Origin of the sequence: Pullulanibacillus pueri, assembly GCF_014639255.1 — a bacterium.
Classification (GTDB): Bacteria; Bacillota; Bacilli; order Bacillales; family Sporolactobacillaceae; genus Pullulanibacillus; species Pullulanibacillus pueri.
The window spans coordinates 1-17,795 of record NZ_BMFV01000056.1 but is presented as its reverse complement, the minus strand read 5'-3'; the positions used below and the strand labels follow the sequence as shown (position 1 = coordinate 17,795).

The following is a 17,795-nucleotide window of genomic DNA, read 5'->3' as shown; positions in this document are numbered from 1 at the left end:
CCGAAGATCCACTTGGGAAACCCATTAATCCATTCCCAAGTTAGCTGAGGCCGTGCCCATGGAAAGAGAGCGACCTGAAGCTCAAATCCACACCATAAGCCTGCAGTAATCAACTATTATGCTTGCTCTTAGCTTAAGCGTTACGCCGGAATATCCTTCAACTATCCATTAAAGATTCAATAAATTGCTTTTTGCTCAAATATATAATAGAGCCAATAAAAAGGACCCCTTCGAAATTTCGAAAGGGCCCTTTTTATATTATAGATCTGTTCTGCAAGTTAAAGATTATTTATTAAAATCGTGTTTATACTCATCATCATAAAGGTGGCAAGCGACCCAATGATCTTCCTCTGCTTCAGTCCAACGTGGAACGACATTCGCACACACCTCTGTAGCTAAAGGACACCGCGTTCTAAAACGGCAACCGCTTGGCGGATTTACTGGACTAGGGACATCGCCCTCCAAAATGATGCGTTCACGACTGCGTTCATAGTTAGGATCAGGTACCGGAATAGCTGATAATAACGCCTGAGTATACGGGTGCAATGGATTATCATATAATTCATCACTTGATGCGACCTCAGCCATATTCCCTAAATACATAACACCAACGCGATCACTAATATGCTTAACCATTGAGAGATCGTGAGCAATAAAGAGATAAGTTAAACCACGTTCCCTCTGCAATTTTTGCATAAGGTTAACGACCTGGGCTTGAATTGAAACGTCCAAGGCAGAAATCGGTTCGTCAGCGATGATAAAATCAGGATCAACAGCAAGGGCACGCGCAATACCGATACGTTGTCTTTGTCCACCACTAAATTCATGGGGATAGCGACTGGCGTGTTCTTTATTCAAACCGACTGTTTCGAGAAGTTCGAAAACTCTATCTCTACGTTCCTTTTTGCTTTTCGCAAGGTTATGAATATCGATACCCTCAGCAATTATATCTTCAACCGTCATTCTTGGGTTTAATGATGCATAAGGATCCTGGAAAATCATTTGCATTTTACGATTTAAATCTTTTAATTCCTTAGTGCTTTTCTTACCATGAACATTTTCACCATCGAAAATGACTTCACCTTCGGTAGCATCATATAAGCGAATCAAGGTCCGACCCGTTGTCGATTTTCCACAACCCGATTCACCTACAAGGCCAAAGGTTTCACCTTTATAAATATGAAAGCTAACGTCATCTACTGCCTTTAAGGTTGCTTTACGACCAACCTTAAAATATTTTTTAAGATTCTTGACTTCAATTAATTTTTCTCTGTTTGTAGATTCTGTCATTTTTGAGCACCTCCAACACCAATAGTCTCAGGTGGCTCCACTTTCGGTGCTCTTTCATCAAGCAACCAGCAAGCAGTCTTTTGCGTTTCGGAAAGCTCTGTGTACTCAGGCATGTGCTCCGTACAGACTTTCATTGCATGTGGGCAACGGGCTGCAAATGGACACCCTTTTGGCGGATTTGATAGATCCGGAGGCGTTCCAGGAATCGCCATGAGTTCATCACTTTTACTATCCAATTTTGGCATTGAAGATAATAGCCCCCAAGTATAGGGGTGTTTAGGTGAATAGAATATTTCATCTACATTTCCTGTCTCAACTATCTTGCCTCCATACATAACAGCCACACGTTGGGCCATATTGGCCACAACCCCTAAATCATGAGTGATTAAAATGATCGAGGTATTTGTCTTCTTTTGTAAATCTTTCATAAGATCGAGAATTTGTGCTTGAATCGTTACGTCTAATGCCGTTGTCGGTTCATCTGCAATGAGAACCTTAGGATTACATGCAAGAGCAATGGCAATGACCACACGTTGGCGCATCCCGCCTGAAAATTGATGTGGGTATTGCTTAATACGATCTTCAGGATTAGGAATCCCTACAAGCTCTAGCAGTTCAACTGCCCTTTGTGCGGCATCATGCTTATTCATATTTTGATGTTTCTTAAGACCTTCCATGATTTGCTTACCCACAGTCATTGTAGGGTTAAGAGAAGTCATGGGGTCTTGGAAAATCATCGAAATCTCAGAACCACGCATTTTTTGCATGCTTTTCTCTGATAACTTTAATAGATCATTACCTTCAAACAAAATTTCACCTGATTTAAATTTACCAGGAGGAGAAGGGATCAAGCGCATAATCGATTTAGAAGTGACCGATTTACCTGAACCTGATTCACCTACAATAGCAAGAGCTTCCCCTTTTTTTAATTCAAGGTTAACCCCACGTACCGCCTGAACCTCACCAGCATAAGTTTCAAATGAAACTCGCAAATCTTTTATTTCTAAAATATTTTCCAACACGCTTCACCCCCTTATTTTCTTAACCTTGGATCTAATGCATCTCGAAGGCCATCGCCAAAGATGTTAAAACAAATCAGAAGTAAACAAATGATAAGACCTGGATACAATGCCAAGTAAGGGTGGAACTGTATCGATTCATATCCTTGTTGGATCAATACCCCTAATGAAGCTTTTGGCGGAGACATTCCTAAACCAATAAAACTTAGGAAAGCTTCGAAGAATATAGCACTAGGTACACTAAACATCGTATGCACAATAATTAACCCTAACGTATTCGGCACCATATGCTTTGCAATGATTCTACTATCACTAGCTCCAAGTGTTTTCGCGGCAAGAACGTACTCTAAAGATTTGAGTTGAAGCACTTGTCCACGTATCAGACGGGACATCCCCAGCCAACCCGTGACCCCTATGGCCAATATAATGGTCGTTATCCCTGGGTTCATAATCATAATGAGTAAGATAACTAATATAAGCTGTGGAATCCCTACAAGAATTTCATATATTCGTTGCAAGATCGTGTCGACTTTACCACCGAAATAACCCGAAATCCCGCCATAGGCGACCCCAATGATTAAGTCCGCTAAAGTGGCAATAACACCAATGAAAAGTGAGACACGAGTCCCTAACCAAATCCTTGTCCACTGGTCACGACCTAGTTTATCGGTTCCAAACCAAAAATTGTCGGTTATTTTTTTCTCTGCATAAACATCGCGTCCTTTTTCATAACCATCAAAAGGAAGCCAATGCACATTGGATAAGAAACCAATTTTCGGTGGAGCATTTGTTCGCATAATGTCTTGATCGTCTACACCATATTTATTAAAATACGGTCCAATGATCGCCATAATGATGATGATAAAAATGATGATTGCCCCTGCAATCGCCCCTTTATTCTTACGGAGGCGACGAAACGCATCTTTCCAGTAGCTGACCGTTTCACGTCTGATTTCCTCACTTTGAGAAGCATCAATTTCAGCTGGTGCAAACATATCTTTTGTAATAAGTTCGTTCTGTCCCGACATTAGGAATCACCCCCAGCAACACGAATCCTTGGATCAATGACCCCATAAGCTAAGTCGGTAAGGAATATTCCGACTAAAAAGAATATACTAAACAATATTGTTGTACCCATAATAACAGGATAATCGTTTGTCACAATTGATGAGACGAATTGATCACCGATTCCTGGTATCGCAAAAATATTTTCGATAACAAGTGAACCCGTGATAACGGTCATGAGACTTGGGATAACGATTGTCGCAATAGGAACTAAGGAATTCCGCATTGCGTGTTTGATAACTACCGCAGGACGACTTAGTCCCTTAGCTCTAGCCATATCAATATAATCTGATCCCAGTACGCCGATCATCTCATTTCGCATGTATCTCGCAATAACAGCAACTGAACCAACCGCCAGAGCAATGACCGGCATGATATGCGACTCTATGCCATCCCACTTCGCAACCGGTAGCCATCTTAACTGGACACCGAAATAATACTGCATAAGTTGCGCTAAAATGAAGGAAGGCACTGATATCCCCAAAACGGCGATAACCATGACACCATAATCCAACCACGTTCCTCTTCTCAAAGCAGCGATAGCTCCTAAGATAATGCCGATCAGTACTCCAATGATCGTGGCTTCAATACCTAAGTCAGCTGAGACTGGAACTTTACTTGCCAAGATAGAGTTTACTGTACGTCCTTCATATTGGAAGGATACTCCTAAGTCACCGTGTAATACTTTATTGAGATAATTTATATACTGTACGGGTATAGGCTTGTCAAAACCGTATTGATGGTTGAGCTGTGCAACCAATTCTGGACCAAGTTTTGCAGCATTTCTATATGGGGAACCCGGTAATAGTTTCATAGCAAAAAATGATAGTGAGACTATTACAAAAAACGTTATAAGCATATAAAGAATCCGTTTTAGAATATACGCTACCAACCAACGACACCTCCTATAAATCTTTCAAATCCTACAAATTCCTACACTATATATTTTCATATGAGTCAGACATAAAGTCAAGCATTAGTTAACGTTTCCAGTAGATCTCCAATTATATTCAGTGAAAATTGAAAAGAGAGTATATGCCAGGATGACATATACTCCCTTAAATCCTCTGACAAAGATCATAGATTAATCATAGATCTTAATGCTTGTAAACCTTAGCATGACGGAAGTCAGTTGCAATACCCATACTTTGGTGAACTAAACCTTTAACGTAAGGCTTGATTAATTGAGCGCCGCCCACTTGGAATTGAGGGATGATCGCCATATCGTCCATAAGGACCTTCTCAGCTTGCACCAATTTATCCCAACGTTTTTGTGGGTCAGTACCAAGATTGTCTGCTTCTTTAATTAACTTATCATACTCAGTGTTTTTATAACCCATAGTGTTGTTCGGGTTTGTAGAAGTCCATAGATCAAGGAATGTCATAGGATCTTGATAGTCAGGTCCCCATGCAGCCCCACCACCAATTTCATAATCACCTTTAGTATCACGATCAAGGTAGTTATTCCATGGTTGTTGGTTAATCTTAATGGTTACACCATCTAATTGTTCAATTTGGTTAGCGAAATATTCAGCAACTGTTTTTGTTTGTGGTTCATCAGTTGTCATATATTCCCAAGTGAATTTATCTTGGCCAAGTTCTTTTTTAGCTTCAGCCCAAAGTTTCTTGGCTTCGTCTGGATCATACTTGAAATAGCTTGCAGGTGCTGTTTCGTGGAAATCTTTCCCATCAGGACCTGAAACGAAATCTTTTGGTACCCAGTATTGTGCTGGTACAGAAGCATCTTTCCTGATTTGATCGATATACCCTTGCTCGTCAATAATCATAGCGATCGCTTTACGAACTTTAGGATTTTTAAATGCAGGAACTTTATTTTCATTCAATTTCAAATAACCGACACTTGTATCAAGGAATTCATTGTATTCTGGTGAATCTTTGTATTCATCAATAAAGTCTTGAGATAAACCAACGGTTGAAATTTCATCAGTATTATACATATTCACACGTGTAGATAGGTCTTTGACAACATTGATTGTTGCTTTATCAATAGTAATGTTTTTAGCATCCCAATAATCTGGGTTCTTCTCTAGAGTCCAGCTTTCGCCCGTTTTCCAAGAAGTCAGCTTATAGGCACCATTAGAAAGAATATGATCTGGTCCTAAAGCATATTGTTTACCTTGGGATTCAACAAATTTTTGATTTAATGGATAGAATGAAGCAAACGCCATCATTGAAGTGAAATAAGGTGTTGCTTTATCTAATGTTACTTCAAGAGTCTTATCATCAATAGCTTTTACACCAAGTTGATCTGTTTTACCATACAAATCACTATCTGGATCTTCAATTTTATCTGCATTTTTGATATGTGCAGTTGGTACAATGTAGTTGTACTGACTTTTTGTTTTTGGATCAGTAAGTCTGCGCCATGCATACACGAAATCGGCAGCTGTTACCGGATCACCGTTAGACCAGTTAGCATCATCACGGATTGTAAAAGTATAGGTCTTGCCATCTTCTGAAACTTTTGGCTCACCATCTGATAAATCAGGCACAGCTTTGTTATTATAGTAAGTATATAAACCGGAGTGAATTCTTTGGATTTGGTCAAAGGATGTTGCATCCGTTGCCTTTGAAGAGTCCAAAGTTGGAATGTCCTGAGACGTTGCCATTGTTATTTCTTGTTTGTCGGCAAGCTCTTGCTTCCCATCTCCTGATTTCTTATCCCCACTCGCACTATCATCTTTGCCGCCACCTGAGCAAGCTGCTAAGAACATGCTCATGACTAGCATGATCGCGACGAGGACAGACCATTTTGCTTTCCCTCTCATAAATATGACCTCCCTAAGTCCTTGTACAAAAGTTGAGTGATTATTTATATTTTCTGACTTTACAGTGAAATCACCCATAACCGTATTATACAAGTTTTTCACTAGCTTTGCATTGTTTTTTTTGAAATGTATTTATGAAAACTCATAAAGTTTACGATTTCACCACAAAAAATAGGTCTAAAGTCCTAAGTAAAATGACTTTTATTTTTGACATTTTTTAATACTGCAATTAATTTAAAAAGAGGATGATTTTGGATAATAATGCAATTTATTAACTATCTATTGAGGAATTCCCCGGGGATTTTTTAATTCATTTATGCTAAACTACATATACGGAGGCGTTTATGAATTGAATTCTTTTATAAAAAAAATAATTGGACTCTTTGGGGTTGCAATCCTCTTCTCGCTCCTTTATCTCTTTATAGAGCATCATCAGCATTTTCTCTTTCGCTTGCTTAACGGGCTATCACTTATTGGTATTGCCTATATCATTATTGGCTGTGCTTTTCTCGTTTTTTTCGGAGGCTTTTTCCGGGGGACCGCTCATAGTATCAAAAAATTTTTTAGAAGTAAAAGCGATGATTTTGCTGATCAACTATGGGAAAGCAGTGAGGCTTCTACATTAAAAAAGAAAACGGAGGATCTTCCAAACTTACATGAAGGTGCAAGTGAACAACAAAAAGAATGGACCTCTTCATTTATCCTTGTAGGCGCGGTCTTCTTTATCGTGAGTTTGATACTTTCTTATACCTATTATTAAAAGCCTGAGATCGTACTGGGATCTCAGGCTTTTATTTATCTCCTAGATAATGCGCTTCTCACTAACCTTACTTCCGTTTTCTAACTCCCAGACTTTTTCAAAGTAAGGTTGCCCTTTAATCATTCTTTCACAAAAATCTAAGTGTTTTTCTGACCACCCCCACTTAATCTCGTCATATAAACGGTTCCAAGCCGTTTCAAAGGTCATGGTTCTACTCTCATGATATTGTTTTGGAAACCATTCTGTGTACCAATACCGTATTTCTTGGAGACTTCCAACCGAACGTAATTGATCAAGAGCCATTAATAATATTTGTTTTAATTGTCTCTCCTTTCTGGTCAACCCACGCATCAAGGCAGGATGTGGAGAAAGGATATGGTATTCTTTTGGCTCAACATTTTTCTTTAATTTATATGTAGTAATTTTCATGGTTTCCGCTTTTTCTAGCACGTGCTTCTCTTGTCTAGGAATTAGGCGACTTTTACGAATAGGAACCTTATATCCCAAGGTATCTACAACAATGTGGCGCTCACCATCAGTGGCAATAAAACAGTATTCAATGACCTCTCTCTGACTGTTTTTTCTGATATAACTTTTATTCTTGATGTCTTCCAATAGTTGTTCTGGTAGATCCCGGAGGTCATTTTCAATATACTCAAACAACACTTTATCAACTTTGATGAGCGGGACTTGGTCAAGTAATTCAATAAAATCATGCTTACGCCATTCATGAAATTCACAGACATTATACCCATTCTCTTCCCCTTCAAACCAATTCACCCAGACATCACCAATGAGTTCCATGATTATCGTCCCTCACTTTAAGTATTTTTCATTCAGTATGGGCAGGTATGAGTGGATTTATTCTTAAATTATAAAACTTTGGTGGATATGGATAACCTTTCACACTTATTTAAAAGACGGAAAATAAATACTCAGCCATATAAGGATAATGCCAGAAAGAAATAAATAGCTTTCAACGCGATGAGCCATAAAAGAGAGATAACCATAGAAGCCTTCGCCTGTGGTCATTAGATTTAAAAAGGCTATTATTGTCACACCACCAGCAACTGCCAACCCAAATCCGATAAATAGAAAAAATACGCGGATAAGCACGCTTGCTATCCCCCTCCTTTACAGTGTTTCTCATCACAATAGCTAGTCCTATTTCTAAAACATATGTTGCGCGTGACAAGAATATGATAAATGACTCTCCATCAACTGATGGTTTCAATTGAAAAAATCTGGCGAAACCTCTTTTCTATCATAGTTAATAGCCTCTTCCGCTAAACGAATAAAAAGCGTATAAATAAAAAAACTCCCCAGGGAATTATCCATCCCTTGGAGAGTTTCGTTCTTTTATTATTTACTCAGAAAAACGTTTAAATATTAGGGTTGCATTGTGACCACCAAAACCTAACGAGTTGCTCATAGTATAATCAACTGTCGCCTTGCGCGCTTCATTCGGAATCACATCTAAATCGCATTCTTCATCAGGCGTTTCATAATGAATGGTTGGAGGAAGAATCCCTTCTTGAATCGCTAAAATAGAGAAAATAGCCTCTACTCCGCCTGATGCTCCTAAAAGGTGACCTAAAGACGATTTTGTTGAACTCATGGCGAGCTTATAGGCATGATCGCCAAATACCTTTTTCACCGCTTGAGTTTCATTCGGATCGTTTAATTGCGTGCTTGTCCCGTGAGCGTTAATGTACTGAATGGCTTCAGGCGTTATCCCGGCATCGTCAATCGCTTGTCTCATTGCCCGAGCGGCGCCATCGCCTCCAGGCTCAACCGCCGTTAAATGATAGGCATCACTTGTAGCGCCATAGCCCACGATTTCAGCGTATATTTTCGCTTCCCGTTTTTGCGCACTTTCAAGAGACTCTAAAACGAGAATACCCGCTCCTTCTCCCATTACAAACCCATCACGATTCTTGTCAAAAGGACGTGAAGCCGTTTCTGGATCAGGATTGAATGATAATGCTTTGGCCGAACTAAAACCAGCAAAAGCCATCATAACTAGCGGTGCCTCAGCTCCCCCGGTTATGATAATATCATTGTCTCCACGAGCAATGGCTTTGAACGCATCACCGATGGAGTTAGTCCCTGTAGCACAAGCTGTCACTGTACAGGAGTTGATCCCTTTTGTTCCGAGATGAATAGAGACTTGTCCTGATGCCATATCAGGAATCATCATGGGAACGAAAAACGGACTCACTCTTTTAAAGCCTTTTTCCAAGGCCGTTCGATGCTGTGTTTCAAAAGTTTCCATGCCACCTATCCCCGAGCCAATCCATACACCAGTACGCGGTGCAATCTCGTCAGTAATAGTAAGGTCAGCATCCTTTACAGCCATCATTGCAGAGGCTAAAGCATATTGTGTAAAGCGATCCATTTTCCGCGCATCTTTCTTTTGGACAAAAGCCGTAGGATCAAAATCCTTGAGCTCTCCCGCTACTTTCGCAGGAAATTCATCAGGATTTACTCTTGTCAGTTTATCGACGCCGTTTTTACCAGCGATTAAATTTTTCCATGTTGTTTCAACATCATTTCCTAGAGGTGTAACAGCGCCTAAGCCCGTTACCACAACACGACGTTTCATGAAACAGCACTCCTTTCTATTAGTTCCCCCAGCGTATCGCAACAGCTCCCCAAGTGAGGCCGCCACCAAAGCCGACTAAAACAATGATGTCTCCATCTTTTATTTTACCTTCTTCTATGCCATCTGCCAAAGCTAAAGGTATTGAAGAGCTCGAAGTATTTCCGTATTTATGCACAGTTTTCATTAAACGTTCAACCGGAAGGGCTAATCTTTCACGGGAAGCTTCCATGATCCGAATATTCGCTTGATGAGGAATAAGTAAATTGATATCTTCCTTGGTTAGCCCTGCTTTTTCAATGACATTAACCGCTGATTCGCCCATTTGACGCACGGCGAATTTGAAAACTTCTCGCCCATTCATCACAATATGGGAACCTTCTTGATATAATTCCTTCGCTTTCGTTCCATCCGACCCAAGCTCAAAGGAAAGAATCCCTTTATCATCTGAAACAGGGGCCATCACAGCCGCACCTGCCCCATCCCCAAAGAGTACTGCTGTATTACGGTCTTCCCAGTTGGTGATTTTTGAAAGCTTTTCGACACCTACCACAAGTATGTTTTTATAGGTTTTAGTTTCAATATATTGCTTTGCTGTAACTAAGCCATATATAAAGCCTGCACAGGCCGCACTTATGTCCATTGCCGCTGCATTTTTTGCGCCAAGACGCGCTTGAATCAAACAGGCAACCGATGGAAAGGGGCGATCAGGAGTTACTGTTGCTACAAGAATAAGATCAATCTCTTCAGCTGAAAGACCTGCCTTTTCTAGCGCTTCAACCGAAGCATAATAAGCCATATCAGATGTATCTACTTCATCATTCGCTATTCTTCTTTCTTCTATGCCTGTCCGTGTTCGAATCCATTCGTCAGATGTGTCTACCATCTTTTCAAGATCAAAATTCGTTAAAACCGTATCAGGAACGTACTTCCCCATTCCGATAATTCCTGCTCCCATCAACAAACCCCTTCCAGTTTACCAGTTAATATTATGATTTGGTACTAATCTTACTTGCTAAATAAACTTTTGTCTATAACCCTAGTCCTTTTCAAACTCAAACAAATATTAGTACAATTTTTACTCTTCTGTTGTCTACCAATATAAGGAATGCTAAACTTTTAAAGTAACCATTTTTTATAGGTAAAGTAGGGAGGCATTTTGTCTTGATAAGGAAATTTTGTCTTTGGGCCACCCCCATTGTTATCATTTTCATTTTATTCGCACTTTATTACTTATACACGATCCAGGGTGAGCTAAAACTTCCAGACAAAGGCTGGAGTCGCACCCTTCATAAGCCCATAGACTCTACAGAAAGAACGCTTTATACATATTCTGATAAACAGGGCACTGAACTCTATACAATAGATGGTGAGGCCATTATCCATTCTACGCTTAATAAACATTTGAAAGTGACTCAGCAACACACTCATTCCTTTAAAGGCGATCTCATGCGCCTTTACTGGGCAGAAGGGGACACCTATGTATTTAAAAAGAATCTTAATCTCTATTATTTTAACGGGCAGAAAGAATTACTCATTGATAAGGGCGTAGAGGATGCCAGCTATAAAGAAGGCACAGTGTATTACTCTCAAGGGAATATGTTAAAAAAAGTGGACTTAAAAACGCTGAAGTCTGAAAAGGTGAGGCAATTCCCTAATGACATCCGAACCTTGACCATTGATAAAAGTTATGGGGCTTTACTCTTAACAACACTAAAAAATAAATCAGATGTCTCTTTTTATCTTTCTTCCTTGGAAGGTAAAACACCTCAGTTTAAGAAGTTTGCTACCACTTCAATTGTCAGTGGGGATATTAGTCAAGCTTCTTATCAAGTCAACGATCATCATTTTTATTTGTTTTATATGCTTTCTGCTATTCACGACGGCATCGCTTTTTCACCATATTATGAAGAGCTTGCATTAGATCACATCAACAAAGAAGAAGTCGTGGCTTTTAAAAATAAGCCTATTTCCTTTCAAGGATGGCCAAACATCAATACCAATGAAATCTATTTTAAGATGATGCATAATCAACCAACCGTGCTCTTAAGCGCAGAAGGAAATCGCAATCTAAGGGATACCGCTTTAAATGTCTATGAAGCACATCCAGGTTCCGATGGCTCTTGGATACTGGAACGCCGGAGTACTTCTACCGAAGCTTCTATCCATCCGTTTTGGATAAATAATCAAACTATCGGATGGCTGGATTTAAAAAGTGAAGATCACTATCAACTAGGGCTAGCTAGTCAAGATCCTGAAATCATTAAAGCGAGTCAAAAGCTTAATAATGAGGATATGAAAAATGCACTCTCAGAAGCCACTGTATCTGTCCCTAGAATTTTCATTTTGATCTTAATCTCCTTACTTTTTGCCAGTCCGGCATTGATGATTTATGGCGTAATTGCCTTTACCAGAATTGAATTACTTGAACGCAATTCGCCTATTGTGAAATGGATCATCGGCCTTGTCTTTGTTGCCATGATGTATGGTTTCTCCTGCTTTGTGATGAAACCAAGCTTTTATTACTATGCACCAGACTACTTAACCTTTCCGCTAGGCGTCATCGTCTGGCCAACAATCATAACTGTTGTCTCATGGCTAGTCACACGTCAATTCAAAACAACCGAATGGACATTACTTCACGAAGTATCCTATTTTTGTCTGTTGTATTTAATCATAGCCAATTTCTTATTTGGACCTTATTACATTTAAAACTTTACGCTGTTTGAACAAAGGAGACTTTTTATATGGCTAGAAAACTATTTCTTTGGGCCTTCCCATTTATCCTTATTATTATTTTATTTGGTCTTCATTACCTTTACACGATCCAAGGCGAATTAGAGCTCCCAGACAAAGGCTGGAGTCGCACGCTTCATAAGCCCATAAACTCTACAGAAAGAACGCTTTATACATATTCTGATAAACAGGGCACTGAGCTCTATACAATAGATGGTGAGGCCATTACCCATTCTACGCTTGATAATAACTTGAAAGTGACCCAGCAACACTCTCACTCCTTTAAAGGCGATCTCATACGCCTTTACTGGGCAAAAGGCGATACATATGTTTTTAAAAAAAATCTTAACCTCTATTATTTTAACGGGCAGAAAGAATTACTCATTGATAAGGGCGTAGAGGACGCCAGCTATAAAGAAGGCACTGTGTATTACTCTCAAGGGAATATGTTAAAAAAAGTGGACTTAAAAACGCTGAAGTCTGAAAAGGTGAGGCAATTTCCTAATGATATTCGAACCTTGACCATTGATAAAAGTTATGGGGCTTTACTCTTAACAACATTAAAAAATAAGTCAGATGTCGCTTTTTACCTTTCTTCCTTGGAAGGTAAAACACCTCAGTTTAAGAAGTTTGCTACCACAAGCGTCATCAATGGGAATATTATTAAAGCGAACTATTTTGTAAACAAGGGTAAATTTCACTTATTTTACATGACAACAAATGTACATGGAGAAATTATCTATTTGCCTTACTATGAAGTGATGTCAGTCCAGCAACTCAATGCTAAGAAGGCAAAGATACTCAAGAATAATCCCATCCACTTTCAAGGAAGACCTGATCTCAACACAAGCGAAATTTATTTTAGTCTTATCAAGAACCAACCAACCGTGCTCTTAAGTGCAGAAGGAAAACGCAATCTGAGGGATACGGCTTTAAATGTCTATGAAGCACAGCCAAGTTCCGATGGCTCTTGGGTACTGGAACGCCGGAGCACTTCCACTGAGGCTTCTATCCATCCGTTTTGGATAAATAATCAAACTATCGGATGGCTGGATTTAAAAAGTGAAGATCACTATCAACTTGGATTAACCAATCAAGATCCTAGGCTAATAAAAGACAGTCTGAAACTTCATAGCGAGGATTTAAAAGTGGCATTGTCAGTAGCGAGTTTAGCGATTCCTAGAATTCTTATTTTAATCTTGATTTCTTTACTTTTTGCCAGCCCTGCTCTCATGATCTATGGCGGAATTGCCTTTACCAAGGTTGAATTACTTGAACGGAATTCCCCTGTTGTGAAATGGATCATTGGGCTTGTCTTTGTTGCCATGATGTATGGTTTCTCCTTCTTTGTGATGAAACCGAGCTTTTATTACTATGCACCAGACTACTTAACCTTTCCGCTAGGCGTCATCGTCTGGCCAGCAATCATGACTGTGGTTTCATGGCTAGTCACACATCGATTCAAGACAGCGGAATGGACGTTACTTCAGGAAGTATCCTATTTTAGTCTGTTGTATTTGATCATAGCCAATTTCTTATTTGGACCCTATTACATTTAAAAAGGAAATAATCTCTGAACATGCACCTCCTACTCAAACATTGGAGGTGCTTTTATGTTTAAGAAAGCGCGGTGAGCAATTGGTGATTTTCTTTATGACTTTTCCTGTTTTTTCAAAAGCGGGCAGCACTGACACTCTTGACCTATTTTTTCTTTAGTTTAGGCAAAGTCCTTTTATCAGTAACACTTCTTTCGAAATTTTTTCATATAATATCATAAAAATTTCTATGAGTTAGGAGGGAATGAAGTGGTTCAACCTAATAATCATCAGCGGCCGCCCTTTAATCCTTACATGTGGGGACCTCCTCCCCAATGGCAACAACCGATGATGCCAATGCCACCACAACAACAGCAGCAACCTATGAATGTTCAAAATCAGCCTTCAAATATGCCCAACTTTATGCAAGGCTTTTTAGATAAGGATGGAAATTTCGATTTCAACAAAATGTTAGATGGGGCCAATAAGGTTCATAATATCATTAACCAGACACAGCCCTTGATTAAACAGTTAGGGCCGCTATTAAATTTCTTCAAAAAATAAGCGTGCGCTTAGCGTATGCTTATTTTTTGGTTTCTATAGCGCCCTACCGCCAAAGCTCAAGTGTCACTTTTGGCTTGAAATTGAGGAGCTTAGCTGCCTTGTTATAGGGGAATTGCCTCTCTTTATTATGAGAAGTTAACCTTTCACCACTTGAAAGCTGAATGACGTGGATACCTGATTTTAAAGGTTTTATAACTGCTTGCGTAATCCCTTCTGCCGCATCTTTAACATGTAATCGGTCTTGATCCAGCCTTTCTAGAGTCCCACCTTCATCATATAAATGAGGCATTCTCAAAATAATGACAGTATCGACACTTGTTTCTTCTTTATATTCAAGAAATCTTTGGATAAAGCCCTTTTCAAGAGCATCTACTCGCTTTCCAAGGGGCGTTAATGGCTTTAACGGACTTGTTTCATCAATCTCACCTTCAGCTTCACCATAAATATCAAGATGAGATATTAATACAATTCTTTTAAGTTGATCCAAGGCGGTCAAACTCTTCGTCAAGTGATCCAATGTCTCTTGACTATCTTCATGATAAAGTGCATCAAAAAATAGCAAGGTATCTACATCTTGACCCGATTCTATCCACTCAAAACTTGAGCCATTTTCCATGGCTACTTTTTCAAATTGGGCATTGCGTCCAAATGCCAGTGCACGTTCTTCTTCCTCTTGATTTCCTGACGTGTAAGTCACCGTGACACTTACTCCCTCCAGAAGCAATGCATCTGTCATTTTGCTTCCCCACTGACTTAATCCACCAAAAATTAGGACCTTCTCCACGATTAGCCCCCTCATTTTTTTCTCGTCAAATGCACTAAAACCTGCTTTTATTCCCATATCTTCTTTTTTACGACATTCCAAGCTCTATACGTTTTATAAAAATCACTTCCTATATATTTTATGTTTGACCTTCCTCTTTCATTAATCATCTTCCATGCCTAAAACAATATGAACATACCGCCACCCCTATGATAGGTGACGGTATGATGGTTAATACAGCGCTGCAAGCCCTGTTAAAGCTGCTAATGGAAGAATCAAACGCCCTACATAAGCACCGGGTGCCCCGTAACCTGGATATCCTGGTCCATAACCTGGATGATATCCTCCTCCATAGCCAGGTCCATAGCCTACGCCCGGATAGCCAGCTCCGTAGCCAGGTCCATAGCCCCCACCTGGATAGCCACCATGTTGTGCGCCATAACCTTGACCTGGATACCCCCCATAACCAGCACCATACCCCGTACCGGGATAGCCGGCACCTCCATAACCGAAAGAGCGGGAATACTGCTCATTGCCCGCTGTGTTAGGACTAATTTGTATTAAAAGATAAATATTATCTTGATCAAGATGTTCCATAATGCCTTCGTAAGTCTTGCCATCGTGCAAGTCTACCTTTACCGGCTTATTCAAATGGTTCACCCACTCATCAATGGGCTGCTGATGTGATGTTGGGTTTGTATTCATATCTGCCATACCATAACCTCCTCTAAGTCATTCTCTAATCATGATATTCACCCTATCGAAAAATGTTATGGCCTGGCGTAGACTATTCATAAACTTAAAAGTAACAATAGCACCCCGTCAACGGGATGCTATTGTTTATGAAATACCTAATGCAATTTTTGCAAATCTAGACATATTATCCTTCGACCATGGAGGGCTCCAGACAATGTTAACTTCCACACTATTAACACCATCAATTGGGGCCAAAGCCGCTCTCACTTCATGTTCTATTGTTGCAGCAAGTGGGCACCCCATCGCTGTTAAGGTCATGGTTACCATGACATCACCATTTTCATCAACATCAACGCCATAGACGAGCCCGAGGTTGACAATATCGATACCTAATTCAGGATCGATAACATCTTCGAGCGCTTCGGCGATATCTTCACGCATCTTCTTCTCGTCGATTTGGGACATCTCATTCTCCCCTTTCAATAGCTATTTGTTCAAAAAGTTTCTTCATTCATCGTTTATTAAACCATGATGAACTTTTTTGAACGCGAACTTTATAGTTTAAGTATAACCGCTCAGCGGTTTTCAATAAACCCCTATGCACCATTTAACAAGAAAAACTTCCTCTTTTTGATTGATTTTTCTCTTAAATGCTTGGCTTACGTCAAATCCTAATCGGAGAAGATAAATTTTTCTACCGATATTTTTATTACCTCTATAGCTTATACTTATGCTTCAAAGAAAAAACTTCATTCCTCCATCAAATTATACGTAAAAAAAAATCATGGTTCTCGAAAGCGTCCTTCGATCCCCATGTCTGGCTATTCTTTCACTTTATTTTTTGTTTTAACGCATCGCTTTGAGAACGGGAAAGCTGACTCGGAAGGGCTAAAATGGATTGATTAAGTTCATCCAACTTTCCCTCTATCCTATATAAAAGATAAAGGGTCACAATAATTGGAAACCCCACATCCTTGACCATGCCTAGCCATTCTTCCATCCCTTACACCTCCTTAGGCGTTTACAGACAGGAAAGGAAGCAAAGGATGTCCTTCCCTCCTGTCTGATCAATTAACTCAATGGAATGTCGGTCACATTTCTTTCAACAATGCGCGCCTCTTTTTTCTTAACTAAATCACCGCCCGAAGAAGTAAAAGCATTTTGAGTCAAAATTTCATCCATTGCAGCATTTACAGCCTCTGCATCAAACGGATCTACTGGATTGTCTAATGAATAGCGAACGGTTTTCCCTTCGTTATTTTCAAAAAGTAATTCAATCGTTTTAGCCACAACTTTCACCTCCTATCTGACCCTGGTTTTCCTTTTCTGAATAACATTAGTTTAAAATCTCTGATGTGTCATTGCGTTCCACTAAAATGAGAGGATACTGCTGCACACCTGCGATTGCTTCGGCAATAGCATAAAGCTGGTCCGCTGTGGCATCGGTTTTAACATTATTAAAGCTTTTTCTTTTATTCACAGCATTCCCTTTTTCATCAGCGCCCCCATCAAAAACCAACGCCAGCGTCGTCTTCTCCATTTGACTTGTGGCCATCTCTCTCACCCCCTTTCATATAATAGATAGGGTTTCATACAAAAAACGGTGAAAGAGATTTTAAGAAAGTTCCATGTTCGATTTAAGAAAAAATGGGCGTAAAGCATGCCCGGCCCTCATTCAGTTGGGCATAAAAAGTTTTTTTACCAAAATGCTTCGTCAGTATCAAGTGGATTGAAGCGGAAGACACTCTGGCTCCTTCGGGAATAGCAACCAGCGTTACTTCACGAGTAAACATCGAGTTGTTCCGAGAAAGCTGACGACGAAGCGATACGAGTAGACGCTGGAACAGGTGACTTTTAATCATAAATATTTTGGAACACACAGATAAACCATTCCAAAATGAGCTGAGGCTACTAAGGACGATCGGCTAAAAACGTCACGTCATTAAGGAACTTCGACTAAAACCGTCACATCCGTG

General features: G+C 39.8%; 19 protein-coding genes. 4 read left to right on the top strand and 15 right to left on the bottom strand.

Going from position 1 to position 17,795, the window contains the following annotated elements; genetic code table 11:
- Nucleotides 1-285 precede the first annotated feature (285 nt).
- From IEV91_RS20705 to IEV91_RS20685, 5 genes are all read right to left on the bottom strand, one after another.
- The gene (locus tag IEV91_RS20705; RefSeq protein WP_188499329.1) at nucleotides 286-1,290 is read right to left on the bottom strand and encodes an ABC transporter ATP-binding protein; all 1,005 of its coding nucleotides are present in this window, start codon (nucleotides 1,288-1,290) and stop codon (nucleotides 286-288) included.
- Nucleotides 1,287-2,309: an ABC transporter ATP-binding protein gene (locus IEV91_RS20700; RefSeq protein WP_188499328.1), complete on the bottom strand. Its 1,023-nt coding sequence runs from the start codon at nucleotides 2,307-2,309 to the stop codon at nucleotides 1,287-1,289. Before IEV91_RS20700 ends, IEV91_RS20705 begins: the two co-directional genes overlap by 4 nt.
- 14 nt (nucleotides 2,310-2,323) lie before the next feature.
- Nucleotides 2,324-3,337, bottom strand: coding sequence for an oligopeptide ABC transporter permease (gene opp3C, locus IEV91_RS20695; RefSeq protein WP_188499327.1), 1,014 nt, complete (start codon nucleotides 3,335-3,337; stop codon nucleotides 2,324-2,326).
- Nucleotides 3,337-4,266: an ABC transporter permease gene (locus tag IEV91_RS20690; RefSeq protein ID WP_188499326.1), complete on the bottom strand. Its 930-nt coding sequence runs from the start codon at nucleotides 4,264-4,266 to the stop codon at nucleotides 3,337-3,339. Before IEV91_RS20690 ends, opp3C begins: the two co-directional genes overlap by 1 nt.
- A gap of 205 nt (nucleotides 4,267-4,471) precedes the next feature.
- Nucleotides 4,472-6,163, bottom strand: coding sequence for a peptide ABC transporter substrate-binding protein (locus IEV91_RS20685; RefSeq protein WP_188499325.1), 1,692 nt, complete (start codon nucleotides 6,161-6,163; stop codon nucleotides 4,472-4,474).
- A 349-nt stretch (nucleotides 6,164-6,512) separates the two neighbouring features.
- On the opposite strand from IEV91_RS20685, the gene IEV91_RS20680 reads away from it, so the two are divergent.
- Nucleotides 6,513-6,923, top strand: a complete 411-nt coding sequence (locus IEV91_RS20680) for a DUF3899 domain-containing protein (RefSeq protein WP_188499324.1) — start codon at nucleotides 6,513-6,515, stop codon at nucleotides 6,921-6,923.
- Nucleotides 6,924-6,965: 42 nt separating this feature from the next.
- On the opposite strand, the gene IEV91_RS20675 is transcribed toward IEV91_RS20680, so the two are convergent.
- From IEV91_RS20675 to IEV91_RS20660, 4 genes are all read right to left on the bottom strand, one after another.
- Nucleotides 6,966-7,727: a YjbA family protein gene (locus tag IEV91_RS20675; protein ID WP_188499323.1), complete on the bottom strand. Its 762-nt coding sequence runs from the start codon at nucleotides 7,725-7,727 to the stop codon at nucleotides 6,966-6,968.
- Between the two features lie 105 nt (nucleotides 7,728-7,832).
- The gene (locus IEV91_RS20670; RefSeq protein ID WP_188499322.1) at nucleotides 7,833-8,039 is read right to left on the bottom strand and encodes a YuzI family membrane protein; all 207 of its coding nucleotides are present in this window, start codon (nucleotides 8,037-8,039) and stop codon (nucleotides 7,833-7,835) included.
- A 250-nt stretch (nucleotides 8,040-8,289) separates the two neighbouring features.
- Nucleotides 8,290-9,528, bottom strand: coding sequence for a beta-ketoacyl-ACP synthase II (gene fabF, locus IEV91_RS20665; RefSeq protein ID WP_188499321.1), 1,239 nt, complete (start codon nucleotides 9,526-9,528; stop codon nucleotides 8,290-8,292).
- Between the two features lie 19 nt (nucleotides 9,529-9,547).
- Nucleotides 9,548-10,483, bottom strand: coding sequence for a beta-ketoacyl-ACP synthase III (locus tag IEV91_RS20660; RefSeq protein ID WP_188499320.1), 936 nt, complete (start codon nucleotides 10,481-10,483; stop codon nucleotides 9,548-9,550).
- 206 nt (nucleotides 10,484-10,689) lie between these two features.
- Between IEV91_RS20660 and IEV91_RS20655 the strand changes: the two genes are divergently transcribed.
- From IEV91_RS20655 to IEV91_RS20645, 3 genes are all read left to right on the top strand, one after another.
- Complete coding sequence (locus IEV91_RS20655) at nucleotides 10,690-12,237, top strand: hypothetical protein (RefSeq protein WP_188499319.1); 1,548 nt, start codon at nucleotides 10,690-10,692, stop codon at nucleotides 12,235-12,237.
- Between the two features lie 35 nt (nucleotides 12,238-12,272).
- Nucleotides 12,273-13,820, top strand: a complete 1,548-nt coding sequence (locus IEV91_RS20650; protein WP_188499318.1) for a hypothetical protein — start codon at nucleotides 12,273-12,275, stop codon at nucleotides 13,818-13,820.
- Between the two features lie 246 nt (nucleotides 13,821-14,066).
- Nucleotides 14,067-14,360: a YppG family protein gene (locus IEV91_RS20645; RefSeq protein WP_188499317.1), complete on the top strand. Its 294-nt coding sequence runs from the start codon at nucleotides 14,067-14,069 to the stop codon at nucleotides 14,358-14,360.
- A gap of 43 nt (nucleotides 14,361-14,403) precedes the next feature.
- Here IEV91_RS20645 and IEV91_RS20640 read toward each other — a convergent pair whose 3' ends face one another.
- The 6 genes from IEV91_RS20640 to IEV91_RS20615 all read right to left on the bottom strand — a co-directional run bounded on the left by IEV91_RS20640 (nucleotide 14,404) and on the right by IEV91_RS20615 (nucleotide 17,374).
- Nucleotides 14,404-15,144 (bottom strand): NAD-dependent epimerase/dehydratase family protein, encoded by a 741-nt coding sequence (locus IEV91_RS20640; protein WP_188499316.1) that lies wholly within the window; start codon nucleotides 15,142-15,144, stop codon nucleotides 14,404-14,406.
- Between the two features lie 210 nt (nucleotides 15,145-15,354).
- Entirely contained in the window at nucleotides 15,355-15,837 is a 483-nt protein-coding gene (locus IEV91_RS20635; protein ID WP_188499315.1) for an LSm family protein, read from the bottom strand.
- A gap of 126 nt (nucleotides 15,838-15,963) precedes the next feature.
- Complete coding sequence (locus tag IEV91_RS20630; RefSeq protein ID WP_188499314.1) at nucleotides 15,964-16,284, bottom strand: metal-sulfur cluster assembly factor; 321 nt, start codon at nucleotides 16,282-16,284, stop codon at nucleotides 15,964-15,966.
- Nucleotides 16,285-16,648: 364 nt separating this feature from the next.
- Nucleotides 16,649-16,819, bottom strand: a complete 171-nt coding sequence (locus IEV91_RS20625; RefSeq protein WP_188499313.1) for a YvrJ family protein — start codon at nucleotides 16,817-16,819, stop codon at nucleotides 16,649-16,651.
- A 71-nt stretch (nucleotides 16,820-16,890) separates the two neighbouring features.
- Entirely contained in the window at nucleotides 16,891-17,109 is a 219-nt protein-coding gene (locus IEV91_RS20620) for a DUF2922 domain-containing protein (RefSeq protein WP_188499312.1), read from the bottom strand.
- Nucleotides 17,110-17,155: 46 nt separating this feature from the next.
- Nucleotides 17,156-17,374 (bottom strand): DUF1659 domain-containing protein, encoded by a 219-nt coding sequence (locus IEV91_RS20615; RefSeq protein ID WP_188499311.1) that lies wholly within the window; start codon nucleotides 17,372-17,374, stop codon nucleotides 17,156-17,158.
- Between the last annotated feature and the right edge of the window lie 421 nt (nucleotides 17,375-17,795).